General features: G+C 63.5%; 17 protein-coding genes and 2 pseudogenes. 3 read left to right on the top strand and 16 right to left on the bottom strand.

Annotated elements, in window-relative coordinates:
* Positions 1-30 precede the first annotated feature (30 nt).
* Positions 31-975 carry an LpxL/LpxP family Kdo(2)-lipid IV(A) lauroyl/palmitoleoyl acyltransferase gene (locus ISN38_RS14305; RefSeq protein WP_004426386.1) on the top strand — a complete coding sequence of 315 codons (945 nt, stop codon included), beginning with the start codon at positions 31-33 and terminating at the stop codon, positions 973-975.
* Positions 976-1147: 172 nt separating this feature from the next.
* Here ISN38_RS14305 and ISN38_RS14300 read toward each other — a convergent pair whose 3' ends face one another.
* The 3 genes from ISN38_RS14300 to ISN38_RS14290 are packed head-to-tail and all read right to left on the bottom strand — an operon-like array spanning position 1148 to position 3796.
* On the bottom strand, positions 1148-2494 hold the full coding sequence (locus ISN38_RS14300) for an O-antigen ligase family protein (RefSeq protein ID WP_004426388.1): 1347 nt from the start codon (positions 2492-2494) through the stop codon (positions 1148-1150).
* A complete protein-coding gene (locus tag ISN38_RS14295; RefSeq protein ID WP_149507777.1) occupies positions 2475-3587 on the bottom strand; it encodes a glycosyltransferase in 1113 nt (370 codons plus the stop codon). The genes ISN38_RS14300 and ISN38_RS14295 overlap by 20 nt, the downstream gene beginning before the upstream one ends.
* A gap of 11 nt (positions 3588-3598) precedes the next feature.
* On the bottom strand, positions 3599-3796 hold the full coding sequence (locus ISN38_RS14290) for a zinc-finger domain-containing protein (RefSeq protein WP_003477521.1): 198 nt from the start codon (positions 3794-3796) through the stop codon (positions 3599-3601).
* Positions 3797-4000: 204 nt separating this feature from the next.
* Here ISN38_RS14290 and ISN38_RS14285 point away from each other — a divergent pair, with 204 nt between their 5' ends.
* Positions 4001-4240 carry a helix-turn-helix domain-containing protein gene (locus ISN38_RS14285; protein ID WP_003477522.1) on the top strand — a complete coding sequence of 80 codons (240 nt, stop codon included), beginning with the start codon at positions 4001-4003 and terminating at the stop codon, positions 4238-4240.
* Between the two features lie 146 nt (positions 4241-4386).
* Here ISN38_RS14285 and ISN38_RS14280 read toward each other — a convergent pair.
* From ISN38_RS14280 to ISN38_RS14225, 13 genes and pseudogenes are all read right to left on the bottom strand, one after another.
* Positions 4387-5475, bottom strand: a pseudogene (locus ISN38_RS14280) (peptidase domain-containing ABC transporter); the annotation flags it as partial.
* Positions 5476-5505: 30 nt separating this feature from the next.
* Positions 5506-6638 (bottom strand): IS3 family transposase gene (locus ISN38_RS14275; protein ID WP_206711862.1). Its coding sequence is split into 2 segments (ribosomal slippage): positions 5506-6383 and positions 6383-6638, totalling 1134 coding nucleotides; the frame shifts between segments, so codons are not numbered across the junction.
* A 92-nt stretch (positions 6639-6730) separates the two neighbouring features.
* Positions 6731-7471, bottom strand: coding sequence for a S49 family peptidase domain-containing protein (locus tag ISN38_RS20415; protein WP_241753945.1), 741 nt, complete (start codon positions 7469-7471; stop codon positions 6731-6733).
* A gap of 73 nt (positions 7472-7544) precedes the next feature.
* The gene (locus tag ISN38_RS14265) at positions 7545-7685 is read right to left on the bottom strand and encodes a hypothetical protein (protein ID WP_155615899.1); all 141 of its coding nucleotides are present in this window, start codon (positions 7683-7685) and stop codon (positions 7545-7547) included.
* Between the two features lie 87 nt (positions 7686-7772).
* A pseudogene (locus tag ISN38_RS20410) lies at positions 7773-8065 on the bottom strand (hypothetical protein); the annotation flags it as partial.
* Positions 8066-8086: 21 nt separating this feature from the next.
* Positions 8087-8674 carry a hypothetical protein gene (locus ISN38_RS14260; protein ID WP_141696950.1) on the bottom strand — a complete coding sequence of 196 codons (588 nt, stop codon included), beginning with the start codon at positions 8672-8674 and terminating at the stop codon, positions 8087-8089.
* A gap of 21 nt (positions 8675-8695) precedes the next feature.
* Positions 8696-8836, bottom strand: a complete 141-nt coding sequence (locus ISN38_RS14255) for a hypothetical protein (RefSeq protein ID WP_155615970.1) — start codon at positions 8834-8836, stop codon at positions 8696-8698.
* Positions 8837-8869: 33 nt separating this feature from the next.
* Complete coding sequence (locus ISN38_RS14250) at positions 8870-9034, bottom strand: hypothetical protein (protein WP_155522274.1); 165 nt, start codon at positions 9032-9034, stop codon at positions 8870-8872.
* A gap of 62 nt (positions 9035-9096) precedes the next feature.
* Positions 9097-10362 (bottom strand): HlyD family secretion protein, encoded by a 1266-nt coding sequence (locus tag ISN38_RS14245; RefSeq protein WP_047325249.1) that lies wholly within the window; start codon positions 10360-10362, stop codon positions 9097-9099.
* Positions 10359-10712 carry a hypothetical protein gene (locus tag ISN38_RS14240; protein ID WP_241753944.1) on the bottom strand — a complete coding sequence of 118 codons (354 nt, stop codon included), beginning with the start codon at positions 10710-10712 and terminating at the stop codon, positions 10359-10361. The genes ISN38_RS14245 and ISN38_RS14240 overlap by 4 nt, the downstream gene beginning before the upstream one ends.
* A 199-nt stretch (positions 10713-10911) precedes the next feature.
* Positions 10912-11268, bottom strand: coding sequence for a helix-turn-helix domain-containing protein (locus tag ISN38_RS14235; protein WP_058358939.1), 357 nt, complete (start codon positions 11266-11268; stop codon positions 10912-10914).
* Positions 11269-11467: 199 nt separating this feature from the next.
* Entirely contained in the window at positions 11468-13759 is a 2292-nt protein-coding gene (locus ISN38_RS14230) for an NADP-dependent malic enzyme (RefSeq protein ID WP_003465195.1), read from the bottom strand.
* Positions 13760-13905: 146 nt separating this feature from the next.
* Positions 13906-15243, bottom strand: coding sequence for a dicarboxylate/amino acid:cation symporter (locus ISN38_RS14225; RefSeq protein WP_003477534.1), 1338 nt, complete (start codon positions 15241-15243; stop codon positions 13906-13908).
* A 474-nt stretch (positions 15244-15717) separates the two neighbouring features.
* Here ISN38_RS14225 and ISN38_RS14220 point away from each other — a divergent pair, with 474 nt between their 5' ends.
* Positions 15718-16887, top strand: coding sequence for an OprO/OprP family phosphate-selective porin (locus tag ISN38_RS14220; RefSeq protein WP_003465216.1), 1170 nt, complete (start codon positions 15718-15720; stop codon positions 16885-16887).
* Positions 16888-17090 lie beyond the last annotated feature (203 nt).

Below are 17090 nucleotides of genomic sequence, written 5' to 3'. Positions count from 1 at the left end.
GCCGCGACCGCGCCCGGCTAAACTTGGCGCATGCCCGATCCCGCCGCCCCCCTTCCGTCCGCCGCCACCACGGTCACGCCACCGCCGCGCTCGCCGAAGCACTGGCCGACCTGGCTGCTGCTCGGCATCACCGTGGCCGCCGCACGGTTGCCCTGGCTGCTGCAACGCGCGCTCGGCCGCGGCGTCGGCTGGCTGGCGCTGCGCCTGGCCGGCACCCGCCGCCATGCCGCCGAGACCAACCTGAAACTGTGCTTCCCCGAACAGAGCGAGGCCAGGCGCATGCGCCTGCTGCACGACAGCTTCGATGCGCTGGGGGTGGGCGTGTTCGAGTTCGCGCGCGCCTGGTGGGGCAGCCTCGGCCCGATCCGCCGCCGCACCCGCATCGAGGGCCTGGAGCACCTGCGTGCGCTGCAGGCGCAGGGCCGCGGCGTGCTGCTGGTGTCGGGCCATTTCATGACCCTGGAGATGTGCGGCCGCCTGCTGTGCCAGTACGTACCGCTGGCCGGCATGTACCGCCGCCACCGCAACCCGGTGTTCGAATGGGCGGTCAAGCGCGGCCGCCTGCGCTACGCCATCGCCATGTTCGCCAACGAGGACCTGCGCGGCAGCGTGCGCCACCTCAAGCGTGGCGGCTTCCTGTGGTACGCGCCGGACCAGGACATGCGGGGCAAGGACACGGTGTTCGTGCCGTTCTTCGGCATGCCCGCCTCCACCATTACCGCCACCCACCAGCTGGCACGGCTGACCGGCTGCGCGGTTGTGCCGTATTTCCACCGCCGCGAAGGCGCCGACTACGTGCTGCGCATCGCCCCGCCGCTGCAAGACTTCCCGTCGCAGGACATGGTCGCCGACACCGCGCGGGTCAATGCCGCGATCGAGGCCATGGTGCGCGAGGCGCCGACGCAGTACCTGTGGATCCACCGCCGCTTCAAGCGCCAGCCCGAGGGCCGCAGTACGTTCTACGAACGCGACTGAGCGCGATATACGGACGGGCGCAGCCTGTTGCTTCTCCTACCGGGACCATGACCACCTTTTGGCCCGAACGGCCGGATGAGGGGACGGGTGCCGCCTCGCGCACCCAAACGCCACGAGCCGCTTCGCGCCGTACCCTCCGCCCGCCCCCCCCCCTCTCCCGGCGGGAAAGGGGCTACACAGTCCGTGCAGCGGCCTCCACGTCGTCGTCCTCGGCCAGCAGCGCGCCGACATACAGCCCGACCAGCATCAGCGCCAGCGAGCCCCAGAACGACGAATAGAACGCCAGATGCGTGTTGAACGGGAACACCGTCGCCAGCAGCGCCAGCAGCGCCGGCCGCGACCGCTCGCGCGCCTGCGGCGAGGCATAGCGCCACGCGCGCCACGCCTGCGCGGCACCGGCCAGCCACAGCAGCAAACCGATCGCGCCGGTCTCGCTGAGCACTTCGAGCACGATCTGGTGGGCATGAAAGGCCGGCTCGCGGCCCCAGGCGCCCTCGTGCGCCGGATCCGGGTCGCACGCGACATAGGCCTCGCGGAAGCCGCGCACGCCGACCCCATTGAACGGATGCTGGCGAATCATGCACCAGGAGGCGTCCCAGATCTGGGTACGCCCGGCCAATGCCGCGTTCACGTCGGCCGGGCGCCCGCTCAGCGCCAGCGTGGTGCGCGCGAAGCGCTCGCGCACCTGCGGCGAGAGCGCGCCGAGCACACCCGCGACCAGCACCGCGGCCACGCCCAGCGCCAGCATCCGGCGCAGGCCCAGCAGCCGCCAGCCGGACAGCAGCAGCACCAGCGCGTAGGTGATCCACGATGCGCGCGATCCGGCCAGCACCAGCACCACGCCCACCGCGGCCGCGGCGAGCAGCCAGCCCCAGGCGCCGCTGCGGCGCCCGGCCACGAACAGCAGGAATGGCGACAGGCTGGCCAGGACCTGGCCGAACTTGAGGTTGCACGGCCCGAACACGCCGCTGAGGCGGTCGGCCAACGCGATTTCCTGCGGCGTGCACAGGCCGTGGTGGTTGATCGCCCACTTCAGCTGGTCCATCGACCAGAACAGCGGGCTAGTGCCGCACAGCGCCTGCGCCAGCGCATCCACGGTCCAGATCGCGGCGATGACCGCCAGCCCGTTGAAGGTGGTGCGGCGGCCGCGCGGCGTCGCCACCGCCATCGCCACCAGCCACAGGAACGGCAGGAAGCGCAGGTCCACCGCCGATTCGCGCAACGCCAGCGGCACGTCCACCGCATCCAGCGCCGACAGTGGCTGCGGCAACCAGTAGCTCAGGAACAGCAGCGTGGTCAGCGCCCACGCCGGGCCACTGAGCAGGCTGGCGCCGCCGCGGAAGCGGCTGTGCAGCAGCCGCGCCAGGGTCGCCAGCGCGCCCAGAGCGAGCACGCCGGCGGCCAGACCGGGCGCCGGCCACAGCGCCACGAACGCCAGCACCCACACCGGGGCCCAGCGTTCGCTGCGCGCCGGCTTCAGCGGCGCGAGCAGGGAGGAATCAGCGCCGGAGTTCGTCATACACCGCCAGGGTCGCGTGCTGCATCGCGTGCAGCGTGTAGGGGATCTGCGCCGGTGGTGCTGGCGGTTGCGCCAGCAGGCGCGTCGCCGCCGCGTGCAGGGCCACCGGATCGAACGCCGCAACCGCACCGGACGGCTGCAGCTGCGCCAGCAGTTCACCGACGCCGCCGTGCGCCCAGCCCAGCACCGGCCGCCCCACCGCCAGCGCTTCGACCACGGTGCGGCCGAACGCTTCCGGCTTGCGCGACAACTGCAGCACCAGATCGCTGGCGGCATAGGCGTCGGCGATGCGCGCGGTCGGCGTGGTGAACGCGACCGCCTCGGCGATGCCCAGCGCCGCGGCCTCGGCCTCCAGCTCCTGCAGGTAGGCCTCGCGCCCGGTCTCGCGCGCGCCCGGCAGCCACAGCCGTGCGTCGCGGCCGTCGGCACGCAGCGCGGCGAGCAGACGCAATGCGTCGGCGTGACCCTTCAGGCGGGTGCCGCGCCCCGGCAACAGCAGCAGCGGACCGCCGCCCGCCGTGGACGGCGCCAGCGTCGCGGCCCAGGCGCGCGCGTCCGGATCGGGCTGCGCACGGCGCGGGAACTGCGCCGGGTCGATGCCGCGCGGGATCACCCGCAAGCGCGCCGGGTCAGTGTGCGGGTAGTGGCGCAGCACGTAGTTCCGCACCGTGGCCGACACGCAGATCACCCGTTCGCCGCGGGCCATGATCGCGCTGTAGCGGCTCGGCGAATTGAGCCCGTGCACTGTGGTGACGAAGCGCGGCCGCTGCGCCGCCGGTAGCCCGCGCAGCGCGTGCCAGCCCAGCCAGGCCGGCAGCCGCGAGCGCGCGTGCACGATGTCCACCCCCTCGCGCACGAACAGCCGGCGCAATGCCGGCACGTGGCGCAGGCTCAGCAGCGACTTGCGGCCGATGTCCAGGGCGATGTGCTCGGCACCGGTCTGCGCCAGCGCCGGCAGCAGGCGGCCGCCGGCCGACACCACCAGCGCGCGGTGTCCGGCGGCGACCAGCGCCGCGGCGATTTCCAGGGTGGAGCGTTCGACGCCGCCGGACTCCAGCGCCGGCAGCAGCTGCACCACGGTCAGGCGGTGCATCGACCCGGCGGTCAGTCGACCAGCACGAAGACCGCGCCGCAGTAGGGACACTTGGCCTCGTGGCTGGGTTCTTCCTCCAGCGGCAGATAGACCCGCGGGTGCGAGTTCCACAGCGCCATCTCCGGGGTCGGGCAGCTCAGCGGCAGGTCGGCGCGGTGCACGTTGTAGCGCGTCTCTGTATTGGCGGGCGCGGTGGCGGTATGGCTCATGGCGATGGGACACGGCGGGAGGAGACGGCCAATTCTAGCAGCCCGTCCCGCGACCGCGCCGGGCCGGCGTCCGCCGCGCCGGCGCTGTCCTGGGCTTGTCCACTCACTGTCCGCTTGATGCAAGGCAATGACATCCACTATGCTCGGGGGACGCGGCGCCAACATGCCGCTCTGAGGTGTCCCGTGGATATAGGTGTGCGATTGATGCAGGCGCGGCGCAATGCCGGTTTCACGCTGCGCGAACTGGCGGCCCTGCTGGGCGTGGCGCATAGCACCTTGGGTCACTGGGAGAACAATCGTTCCGTCCCCAATGCCCGGCATTTGCTGAAGATTGCCGAACTCACCGGCGTCGATGCCTACGTGCTGCTGACCGGCAAGCCCTCCAAGCTGAACCAGAGCGAGCACGAAAGCCTGCCGCTGCCGATGGGTAAGCGTCTGGCCTGAAGGGTCTGCGGTGCCGGCAGCGCTGCGGCGTACATCCCGCGGCGCGGCTTTTTACGTGTTCATTCCTGGCTCGCGGCACCCGAATCGGCAGGATCTTTTGCCTCGCTCGAATTCGCTGACGCTTCCTAGACAACCGATAGCGACAGTCAGGCGCTGGCCGTTGTCACTTCAACAGGTGATGTGGGTGGCCGTAGTTCTTGCACGATGCGCCCCTGTTCCATCACCAGCACGCGGTCGGCGCTGGCGATGGTTTCCGGCCGATGCGCAACGATCACCTTGGTCAGCTTCAACTGCTTCACCGCGTCGTTGACCAGGCGCTCGCGCAACACATCCAGATGGCTGGTGGCCTCATCCAGGAACAGCAGCTTCGGTTGCCGGTACAGCGCACGCGCCAGGATCACCCGCTGCTTCTGCCCGCCGGACAGCGAACTGCCCATGTCGCCGATCAGGCTGTGATAACCCATCGGCATCGCGGCAATATCCTCATGCACCGCCGCCAACCGTGCCGCCGCCTCGACCCGTTCCAGGTCGAAATCCGGATCGAAGAACCCGATGTTGTCGGCGATGCTGCCGGCGAACAATTGATCGTCCTGCATCACGGCACCGACGATCGCGCGCACGTTTCGCGGCCCTAGCTTATGTAGATCGTGGCCGCCGATGCGGATTACCCCTTCGCTCGGCTTGAGCAATCCCAGCAGCAGTTTGACCAGCGTCGTCTTGCCGCAGCCGGATGCACCGATGATCGCCACAGATTCGCCTGGCTCGATCGCGAAACTACACTCCTTGACGACCCACGGCTCGCCCGCGGCGTAACGAAACGACAGTCCCTCAACCTCGATGCGCGGCTCGGCCGGGGGCAACGCCTCGGGCAGCGCGTGGTCGTCCTCCGGCGGCGTCAGCACGATATCGGCCAGCCGCTCGCCATGCAGGCGCAGCATGCGGAACTCGACCCACTTGTCGATCAGGCCACTCACGCGCATGGCGAACTGGTCCTTGTAGGCCAGGTAGGCGACCAGCATGCCGACCGAGAACACATTGTCCAGCGCCAGCCTGGCCCCGATCCAGATCACCGCGATGCGCTCAATGCCGAACACCAACTGGCTGGCCGTGTTGAACCCCAGCGACATCCGCGCCAGTTTGACATCCTGGTTGACTGTCTCGTTGAGCAGATTGTCGTAGGTGGAACGGCGCAGCGGCTCCTCACCAGCGATTTTCAGGCTCTGCATGCCGCGCAGCTGACCTGCCCCCACCGTCCGTACCAGTGATTACTGATAAAGCCCTGGGTTGAAGGTTACTGCGTCGTTGGTTTGTTGTGTACGGTAGTTGGCGGCGAACTGTGCCGGCGGGATGCGACCACAACTGCTATGCGGCCTGATCTCGTTGTAGTGGCGTCGCCAGTCTGCGATCACGTCCCGCGCTTGTGCCAACGAGGTGAACCAGTGCTCGTTGAGGCACTCGTCGCGGAACTTGCCGTTGAAGCTTTCGATGTAGGCGTTCTGCGTGGGGGCACCCGGCTCGATCAGGATGTGCTCGATGCCATGTCGCTGTGTCCAGGCAATGAAGGCGCGACTGGTGAACTCCGGGCCATTGTCGGTACGGACCGCGCGTGGATAGCCACGGAAGCACGCCGCCTGATCGAGCAGCCGCACCACGTAAGCGCCGCTGATGCCGTGATCCACGGCAATGTCCACACTCTCGCGAGTGAAGTCGTCGACCACGGTCAGGCACTTGATGCGGCGTGCGTTGGCCAACGTATCGAACACGAAGTCCATGCTCCAGGTGTCGTTCGGCATGGAGGCCGCCAGCAGTTTCTGGCGCTCGCCTAGCGGACGCTTGGCCTTGCGCCGCTTGCGCACCTTCAGCTCGGCTTCCTCATACAGGCGATAAATCTTCTTGTGGTTCACGGACGGAAACTCCGGGCGCAACAAATCATGCAGTCGGCGATAGCCGAAGCGGCGGTGGGCCTGGGCCAGCTCGACCAGCCGCGCGGACAGCGCCTGCGTGGCTGGCGTCGGCACGGGTTCGTGGCGGAAAGCATCGCGGGACAGCCCCGCAAGGCGGCAAGCCCGGCGCTCGCTCAACGCGGTGTGTTCGAGCATTCGTCGGATTGCCTCGCGCTTGCGTTGCGGGGCTAGCGTTTTACCCCGAAGCCGATCTTCAGCGCTTCGATGTCTAGGTGCGCTTCGGCCAGCAACTTCTTCAGCCGATTGTTCTCGACCTCCAGTTCTTTCAGCCGCTTGGCCTCGTCGGCCTCCATGCCCCCGTACTTGGCCCCCCACTGATAAAAACTGGCTGGGCTGAAGCCATGTTGGCGGCACAACTCCGCCACGGCCATGCCCGCGTCGGCCTGCTTGATGAACCCGATGATCTGCTCGGTGCTGAATCTGCTCTTCTTCATGTCCGTCCTCTTGGCTTGACGGACTTTACAGCTTCAGATGGTATGACTCAGTGGGGGCAGGTCAATCCATCAATGCATACCCACGCAACGCCTTACTGATCTAGCACAAATGATGACTTCACACCCGCCTGCTCCATTACATCCTGTACAATCTTAACCGTATATTTCTGGCAATACCGCTCACCATCAACTCCATATCTCTCCAACGTCACACGCTGAGGCACCCAGACAGAAGGCGTACTAGAATACGAATATTCCCCTGTCCTCTCATCAAACATGTACTCATCCATCTTTCCGGAAATTATTTTCACTTGTTGATTGGCATATTCCAATATTTTATAGTCCACGCCAGCGCGACTGTAAAAACTGCGTTCGTCCGCATGAAACTTCTCCAGCCAATCACGATACTTCTCCACCAACGCTTGGGGCCCCCCCTCCGCCGCCAGCGAAACAGCTCCTTCTTTCCCAGGCGGCAGCGTTCCATGCCAACCGAGAACAGCGCCGCAATCGACGGTCAGCGATGAAGCAGCCATTGCGATATAACTAGCACACGCCGATAGACATACATCATCCACTTTCACTTCAATCGGACGGCGCTGAACAATATCTTCGGCAATTCTAAGTGCAACCAAGGGGTAACCTCCTAGACTATGGACGACAATTTTTGAATAGCCGTCCTTTGCGATCTTGAAATATTCGACGTCTGAATTCGAATCGATATCGCCACGCAGCTCTATGATATCCGGGGAAATTCTCCTCCAACCTGCATGCACATTTCCACAAAAAAAAACTGTTGCAAGAAGGGCGATCATCCGGATTGTAGAATTAATCATTCACGTAGCTCTTTATGAATTTCCATAAAATGAGGCATCGGCACCAGACCGATGCCTCATGGCGAATTAAAAATCAGCCTTTTGCGTGACATTCAACCGTTTTTGTGGTCGTCGTGCTGCCATCAGCGTTTTTGGTAACAGTTTTAGTGTATGAGCAACCAGCTTCAAGCCCCCCAGCAACAGCAATTGTTTCTTCAACAGTCAACTCACGCATATATCACCTCTAACAGTCAATTTGACGCACACCCTGCGCCTGGGGAAAAAACTTCAGCGTGCTATCAGTTAGAATATCGGCATCTTACAGACTGGATCGCCTGCCCGACTTAGCCATCGTAGTAGCGACCACCCCAGTGCTGGAGCAGTTACGACGAGTTCACTGTTGGCCTGAACCTCAACCTGCTGCTCCTCCAACGTGGAATTATCGTGCCTATAATCGACCTGAACACTCAAACACTGCAAGGACAACAACCGCAGTTGCCACTCGATTTGCGCCACATTACGTCGCATCTCGGTCGCTTGTCGCTGCAAGGCTTGCATCTGGCTGGTGTAATCCGGCGCACTGGATTCCTGTCGCTTAATCTGTAGCACGCTTAAAATCCATAAAATAATTGGAAGTCATGAAAATCTAGAGAACGCCATCACAACCAAATTAAATGCACTATGAAGCAAAACCGATGCCAAGAATCCAACTATCCGATCATGCACATTAGCCAATAAACAACAAATTGCAAAAAACACTACACAAATCGCCATGTAGCGCATCTCCCAATTAAATAAAGAATGAAAGACTCCCGCAATTAGCGATACCAACAATGGCCCTTTCCACCAATGCCACTTTTTATCGTAAAATACAAAATGCAACCAAACAAAACAAATAAAATTCTCCAGCATCGGAGAAATTAGCAAAGGAGAAATCCAGGGCCTTATCGCCTGATCTTCTTTTATAAAATCAAGTCTGCTTGGCACCCCTATAAACGTCAAAATCCAATCCAAAGATGCTTCACACAGATTTTCAAGAGCAAAACAAGAAACTGCCAAGACCAATGCAGCCAAGAACACTTGTGATGCGCCAGCATCCCAGATATTTCGATTTAACCAGCGATCTTCGCACATAATTCTCATCAATTTTCTTATGGTGGTTTTTGCGAATGAGAGCCGATTACTCTTAATTAAAGGCGTCCGAAGAGTATCGGTTTCGGACACCTTTCCAAATTAATCAAAATTTTATTCAATCCCGTAGGCCGCTTTCGCGCTAGCCCAAAAAGATGAACCGAACTCCTTGACTGCCTCATATGCCTCATTAAGCTCGCCATACAAAGATCCGCCGGAAACACCCTCAATTTCATTTATATTAAGCTCTTTCATAAATCCTCCATTCCAATTATCTAGCAGCACTATTCAAGCACCGTACTGGAGCGCAGAAAGCATTTCATTACCGCTATTGTCAATACTCTTCTGAGTTGCAGCGCCAGCACCAAATAGCGTACCAAGCGCCTTACCGAGATCAGCCGCCAGGCTACCACCGTTCACCTGCTCCATTTCATCTAAAATCAACTCACGCATTTCCGTTCTCCTTGCATATTGATGCAACACCCCTGCATCCCAGGCTTTGGGACCACCCAAATCTAAGAATTACTTATTACTGACCGAAGCGAGTAGAACGGCTCAAAAATCCATTCAATCAAGCTTCGCTTTTCACCAAGCACGTCCGCCTCCAGGAGCATCCCAGGCTTGAGATGCTCCTGCTTGCCATAGGCCACGATCACTTGCTGTGCCAACCTCACCGTCACTCGATAGTATGGTTCTCCCAGCTGAGCATTGCCGGTCAACGCCCCCAATTCCTTCGACGTCAACGCGCTGCGACTGATCGACATCACAGCGCCACGTTGGTGGCCAAATTTCTGGTATGCATACGCTTGGTAACGCAACATCACCATATTGCCTATCTCGATGAAACCAATTGCACGACTAGGAACCAGCAATTCGGCCTCAAGGCGGCCGTCTCCCGGTACCAGGCTTAGTAGCGGTTGCCCAGCTTGAATTGCCTGCCCCGGCTTGACTACCTGCGTGGCAATCATCCCGCCGACAGGTGCTGTCACCAACAGCGCGCCACCCACCTGGGTTTGTACTTGTTCTAACTCCACTGCGGCGTTGTCCCGCCGATACTCGGCATGAATGCCCATGCGCTGACCTGGCAACACACGCAACTGCTGTTCGATCTGCGCAAGGCTGCGCCGCATCTCGGTTGCCTGCCGCTGCAAAGCCTGCATCTGGCTGGTGTACTCCAGCGCGCTGGATTCCTGCTGCTTGATCTGCAGCACGCTGACGTACTTGCCATCTTGCAACTGGCGCCAGCGTTGCAGCACTTCATTGGCGAGGGTGATCTGGCTACGACGAGTGGCGACTTCACTATTCACCTGCAACAATTCCTGCTGCAGATTGACCAGTTGCGCGCGCAACCCTTGCTCCTGCGCATCCAACTGCTGCAGCTGTGCCTGTTCGGAAGACTTCAACCCATCCCCTCGCTGGCGTAGATGGCGCTGCAAGGCAGCCTCGGTATCGCCACTTGCCAGCGTCGCGCGCGGCACCGTCACTACGGCAAGGATCTGCCCGGCCTCGACGCGCTGGCCTTCGCGCACGTCAAGCCGGGTGACAACCCCTGTGGCGGGCGCCATCACCGTGACCAGGCCTTTGGTCGGAACCAGTTGTCCCGTCACAGTGGACCGATGCGTGTAGGTGCCAATGCACAGGAATACCACCACCGATGTCGCCGCAATTGCGGCCGCACTTGCAAATACCCATGCCTGTAAAGGCTGCACCAAGGAGATACCACCTAACCAACTGGTGCGGCGAGCCTGCATGACTTCTTCACGGAACAGGCCCTGGCTCATTCCATATCCCCGCGGAATTTTCCGCGCGCCGCCCGGCCCTTGGAGCGCGATATCTCCAGCAAGACGCATGGCACGATCAACGCACCGCACAAAACCGGAAAGACCTGCTCGGGCAACGTGACGCCGGCCTGGACGCTGCGCGCGATTGTCACGCAAGCCAGGATCGCGGCCAGCATCGTCCAATTCAGCTTGCCGCCGCCAAGCGGGACGACGAGCGCGATCGGTATTACGAGCGCAAGGCCGTCGAGAAACTCCTTGTTTATGGGGTGAAGCACGCTGCGATCCTTCGAAACGGGCGACGGGGCTTTAAAGCATCCATGCACACCGGATGTTCCCGCCTTCGCTTCCATTAGGCTGGTTGGTTGTGTGCGATGCAAGCGCGCAGGTGTGCCAGACCTGACATTTTCCAGCCTGCATGTCGGATCAACGCGACATGCGCCATCGCTCCGCGCCACACCCGCACACCCGCACCGCTGGCAATCGCGACACCGCATGACCACAAACAGACAGGGTGACTGACGAACCAAGCTACCGCGCTGGCGATAGCCATCACTCCAGATAGGCGCTGGCGTTCTCCAGGAGCGCGATGACGGCGGCAAGAAAGGACACCAGGACATGCCGTGAGAGCTGTAGCAGGCGCGACTCAAGGTCACGGCGTGAACTTGGTACAGCACTCAACGGCAACGCCTTGCCGGCAATACCCCCAACAGCCAGCCACTCGAACTCGACCTGAAGTTCTTCACTGAGGACACGCAGGTTGCCGACGCTGGGTACGCAACCGCCGGCGCGCTCCCAATGGGCGATAGTGGTCCGATGCACCCCCAGCCTACTCGCCAGTTCGTATTGCGACAGGCCGAGCGCTTTGCGCGCCGAACGGATACGCGCCGCCAATGCACCATGATCCATATCGCACACCTGTCCTTGTGAGCACCATCGTGATGTACACACCAAATTAATCAATGTGTCACACGCATTTTTCTCGAATCGGAAGGGCTGTCAATACTTGTCCCAGTGCCCTCGATCAACCGACGCAAGCGCGCTTACGCGAGCCGCATACACAATGGCAGCGGCGCGCTCTACCGGCGAACGCGCCTCCCAAGCTGGCTCAGCCCGCCTTCTCCGCCTCCAACTGCTTGCGAATCTGCGCATCGACCGCGGCGATGGCGGTCATGTTCATCACCCGGCGCGAGGTGGCGCTGGTGGTGAGGATGTGCACCGGCTTGGAGATGCCCATCAGAATCGGGCCGATCGCCACGCCGTCGGTGAATACGCGCACCAGGTTGTAGGCGATGTTGGCCGCTTCCAGGTTCGGCAGCACGAACAGGTTGGCGCGGCCTTTCAAGGTGCTGTTGGGCATGATCTGCTTGCGCAGCGCCTCGTCCCAGGCGGTGTCGCCCTGCATTTCGCCGTCGATGTTGAGCTCGGGCTTGCGCTTGAGCAGCGCTTCGCGCACCTGGCGCATCTTCAGCGCATCGCGCGAGTCGTGGCTGCCGAAGTTGGAATGCGACAGCAGCGCGATGTTCGGCTCGATGCCGAACAGCTTGAGCCGGTAGGCGGCCTGCAGCGTGGCCTCGACGATCTGCTCCACGCTCGGGTCTTCCTGCACGTGCGTGTCCAGGAAGAAGAACGCGCCCAGCTGGTTGATCACCCCGGTCATCGCCGAGGTCGAGCTGACCCGCGGTTCCAGCGGGATCACGCTGCGCGCATAGCCGAGCTTCTTGTGGAAGCGGCCGACCACGCCGGTGAGCAGCGCATCGGCTTCGCCGCGCGCGACCATCACTGCGGCGATCAGCGTCGGCCGCGAGCGCATCAGCTCCTTGGCCGCGGTGACGGTGACGCCGCGGCGCTCGGTCAATGAGTGGTAGTACTGCCAGTAGTCGTTGAAGCGCGGATCGTCGTAGATGTTGGTGATCTCGAAGTCCACGCCGGCAACGATGCGCAGGCCCAGGCGCTGGATGCGCGCCTCGATGACGTCCGGGCGGCCGATCAGGATCGGAAACGCCAGGCCTTCGTCGATCACGCTCTGCACCGCGCGCAGCACCACTTCCTCTTCGCCCTCGGCGTAGACCACGCGCTGCTTGTCGGCGCGGGCGCGGTCGTAGACCGGCTTCATCATCAGGCTGGTGCGGTAGACGAACTGGCCGAGCTTGTCGCGGTAGGCCTCCATGTCGGCGATCGGGCGCGTGGCCACGCCCGAGTCCATCGCCGCCTGCGCCACCGCCGAGGACAGCTCGACCAGCAGGCGCGGATCCAGCGGCCGCGGGATCAGGTAGTCGGGGCCGAAGCTCGGGGTCTCGCCGCCGTAGGCCGCGCCCAGGTCGGAGGCCTCGCGCCGCGCCATCGCCGCGATCGCCTTGACGCAGGCGATCTTCATCGCCTCGTTGATGCCGGTGGCGCCGACGTCGAGCGCGCCGCGGAACAGGTACGGGAAGCACAGCACGTTGTTGATCTGGTTCGGGTAGTCCGAACGGCCGGTGCCGATGATCGCGTCCGGACGCACCGCCTTGGCCGCCTCCGGGGTGATTTCCGGATTCGGATTGGCCAGCGCGAAGATCACCGGCTGCGCCGCCATCGTCGCCACCATTTCCGGCTTGAGGATGCCGGCGGCCGACAGGCCGAGGAAAATGTCCGCGCCCTCGACGATCTCGGCCAGGGTGCGCTTGTCGGTGTCGCGCGCGTAGCGCTGCTTGTCCGGGTCCAGGTCGGTGCGGCCGCTGTGGATCACACCGTCGCGGTCCAGCGCCAGGATGTTCTCCGGCTTCAGGCCCAGCGACACCAGCATGTTGACGCAGGAGATGCCCGCCGCGCCCATGCCGGTGGTGGCGAGCTTGACGTCCTCGATCTTCTTGCCGGTGACCACCAACGCGTTGAGTACCGCCGCGCCGACGATGATCGCGGTGCCATGCTGGTCGTCGTGGAACACCGGGATGTTCATCCGCTCGCGCAGCTTGCGCTCGACGATGAAGCATTCCGGCGCCTTGATGTCTTCCAGGTTGATGCCGCCAAAGGTCGGCTCCAGGCTGGCGATGATGTCGACCAGCTTGTCCGGATCGTTCTCGTTGATCTCGATGTCGAACACGTCGATGCCGGCGAACTTCTGGAACAGCACGCCCTTGCCTTCCATCACCGGCTTGGACGCCAGCGGGCCGATGTTGCCCAGGCCCAGCACCGCGGTGCCGTTGCTGATCACCGCGACCAGGTTGCCGCGCGCGGTCAGCTCGCTGGCCTGTTGCGGATCGGCGACGATCGCTTCGCAGGCGAACGCCACGCCCGGCGAATAGGCCAGCGACAGGTCGCGCTGGGTCAGCATGGGCTTGGTCGCGGCCACCTTGATCTTGCCCGGCGGCTGCTGGCGGTGATAGTCGAGGGCGGCCTGTTTGAAATCGTCGTTTGACATCGAGGCTTCTGTGGTGGAAGGGCGCGAGGCCCAGGATTCTACTCCCTGGGCCAGGACCCAGCCTGTCTTGCGGCTGTCACCGCGCAGGCCCGAGGCCGGAACCGCGACGCGCCGGCCAGGCCGGCGCGCGCGCAGCATGCGGAAGCTCAGCGGATCGCGGCAGGCTCGGCCACGACCGCCGGCAGCGCGTCTTCGCCGCCATCCAGGGCGATGCGCAGGCGGTCGCGATCCAGCGCGTTCTCCCAGCGCGACACCACCACGGTGGCTACCGCGTTGCCGATGAAGTTGGTCAGCGAGCGGCATTCGCTCATGAAGCGGTCCACGCCCAGGATCAGCGCCATGCCCGCCACGGGCACTTCCGGCACCACGGCCAGCGTCGCCGCCAGGGTGATGAAGCCGGCACCAGTCACGCCCGCGGCGCCCTTGGAGCTGAGCATCGCCACCAGCAGCAGCGCGATCTGGTGCCACAGGGTCAGTTCGGTGTTGGTCGCCTGTGCGATGAACAGCGCGGCCAGGGTCATGTAGATGTTGGTGCCGTCCAGGTTGAACGAATAGCCGGTGGGCACCACCAGCCCGACCACCGACTTCTCGCAGCCGGCCTTCTCCATCTTCTCCATCAGCGACGGCAGCGCCGATTCGGACGAGGAGGTGCCCAGCACCAGCAGCAGTTCCGCCTTCAGATAGCGGATCAGTTTGAAGATCGAAAACCCGCACAGCCGCGCCACCGCGCCCAGGATCACCAGTACGAACAGCAGCGCGGTGACGTAAAACGAACCCACCAGCCAGGCCAGGTTGATCAGCGATTCCACCCCGTACTTGCCGATGGTGAAGGCGATCGCACCGAACGCGCCGATCGGCGCGGCCCGCATCAGGATGTGCACCAGCTTGAACACCGGCGCGACCAGCGCCTCCAGCAGGGTCAGCACCGGCCTGCCACGCTCGCCGACCAGCGCCAGCGACACGCCGAACAGCACCGCCACGAACAACACCTGCAAGATGTTGTCGCCGACGAACGGGCTGAGCAGCGTCTTCGGGATGATGTCCATCAGGAAGCCGACCAGGGTCAGCTCATGCGACTTTTCAACGTAGCTGTGCACCGCGCTCTGGTCCAGGTCGGCCGCATTGATGTTCATGCCGGCGCCGGGCTGCACCACGTGCGCGACGACCATGCCGACGATCAGCGCCAGCGTGGAGAAGAACAGGAAATAGACCATCGCCTTGACGAACACCCGGCCCACCGCCTTCAGCTGAGTCATGCCGGCGATGCCGGTGACGATGGTCAGGAAGATCACCGGCGCGATGATCATCTTCACCAGCTTGATGAAGGCGTCGCCCAGCGGCTTGAGCTTCTCGGCGAAGGCCGGCTCGAAGTGGCCGAGCAGCGCACCGAGCACGATGGCGACCACCACCTGGAAATACAGCTGCCGGTAGAACGGCACGTGCCGATGCACGAGGCCGCCGGCCGGGGAAGTTGGGATATGCATGAGTGCGCTCCGGAGCAATAAGTAGACCAGCAATCAGACGCAGATCGCGGAATGCCGTCTTTGTACGCGGCACCGGCTTCTAAGCAGATAACCCATTGGTAGTAGTCCCCTGGTCGCAGTGCCGTCGACGCAGTTACAGTGTCCCCGCACGCTGGTGGGAAAGACGGTGCGACGCGCGACGCCGGCCATGTGCATGTCCCTTCGACGCTGCGTCGCATACTGTCCCGCCGCCGGCGTTGCCGGGGTCGCATGCGTATTCAGGGGCCATGCGCCGTGGCAGGACCGCAACATCGCTGTAAAGAACCGCCGGATGCGTCCGCTATTGCATGCGGGCGGCGCGTTGTTCCGGCGATATGCCCACACTGTGGCCGGGGGACGGTCGCGACGCCACACTGCACCGCCCGCGCAAGCCTTGCCGTCCCTTCAGTCGAGTGCCGACGCGCTTTTTTCCTCATCAAAGAAGACATCACGACCATGCGCCATACCCTTCTCTTCGCTGCGCTGTGCCTGACCGCCGCCGCTCCCGCCGCCGCCAGCGGATTCGACGACTGGCCGACCAAGGTCGCCTTCAACGACGGCACCGAACTGGCGCTGACCGGCAACTACGGCTACGACTGGAACAACTTCTCCAACGACGATGCGCGCCTGGAGGACGACAACACGTTCCGACGCAAGGAATTCGGCGCCACGCTGAAAAAGAAAGGCGTGTACGACGCGATGGTGTACTTCGACTTCCAGTCCAAGCTGTGGCTCGACGTGTTCTTCCGCTTCGAGACCAAGGCGCTGTTCGGCAGCGACTACGGCAAGGTGCGGCTGGGCTACATCAAGGTGCCGGTCGGCCTGGAAGGCGTGACCAGCTCGCGCGCCGACAGCTTCATGGAAACCGCGCTGCCGATCCAGGCGATCTACCAGGGCCGCCGCACCGGCGTGGAATGGACCTTCGAACGCCCGCAGTACCTGCTGCAGGCCGGCGCGTACGGCGGCAAGGACCTGCAGGGCGACAACCCCGGCACCACCCAGGCGGTGCGCGGCGTGTGGACCCCGTTCAAGGGCGAGGGCGACGTGCTGCACCTGGGCCTGGCCTACTCGCAGGAAAACCCGCGCGGCTACCACAACGGCCTGGACGTGAGCTTCAGCCCGCGCGTGCGCCTGCGGGCGCGCCCGGAAGCCGGGCTGACCGATGTGCGCTTGGTCGACTCCGGTACCCTGGTCGATGCCGACCAGGTGCGCCGCACCGGCCTGGAGGGGATCTGGATCAAGGGTCCGTTCTCAATGCAGGGCGAAGCGCTGCGCGCCGAAGTGACCCGCGACAACGGCCGCCCCGACTACACGGCCGACGGCCAGTACGTGTTCGCCAGCTATGTGCTGACCGGCGAGTCGCGCCCGTACAGCGCCGGCAACGTGGCCAACGTCAAGCCGGCCAACGCCTACGGCGCGGTCGAGGTGCTGGCGCGCTACAGCCGCCTGGACCTGGACGACGGCAGCGTGCTCGGCGGCCGCCAGCACGACTGGACACTGGGCGCCAACTGGTACCTGACCAGCCACTTCAAGTTCCAGGCCAACTACGTGCGCGCCGATGCCGAGCGCGCCGGCGTGCACACCAAGCCGAACTCGATCGACCTGCGCGCGCAGGTGCAGTTCTGATCGGCGCGGCCTGATCGGCGCCCCGCTCGGCACTGACCGCCCGGGGCGCGTTGGAAAGCAAGACCCGGCGCGGCAGCGCCTGCACACATGGGCAGGCGCTGCCGTTCTGCGTTCAGCCAACCGGCCATCCGTCCATCGCGGCCGCTTGTGCGATCGCAATGCCGCCGCCGAGAGCGCCCGCGCAACCAATCGCCAGCACCGCA

The organism is Xanthomonas translucens pv. undulosa, assembly GCF_017301775.1.
Taxonomy (GTDB): Bacteria; Pseudomonadota; Gammaproteobacteria; order Xanthomonadales; family Xanthomonadaceae; genus Xanthomonas_A; species Xanthomonas_A translucens.
The sequence above is the reverse complement of the archived record's forward strand: the minus strand, read 5'-3'. Positions and strand labels throughout refer to the sequence as shown.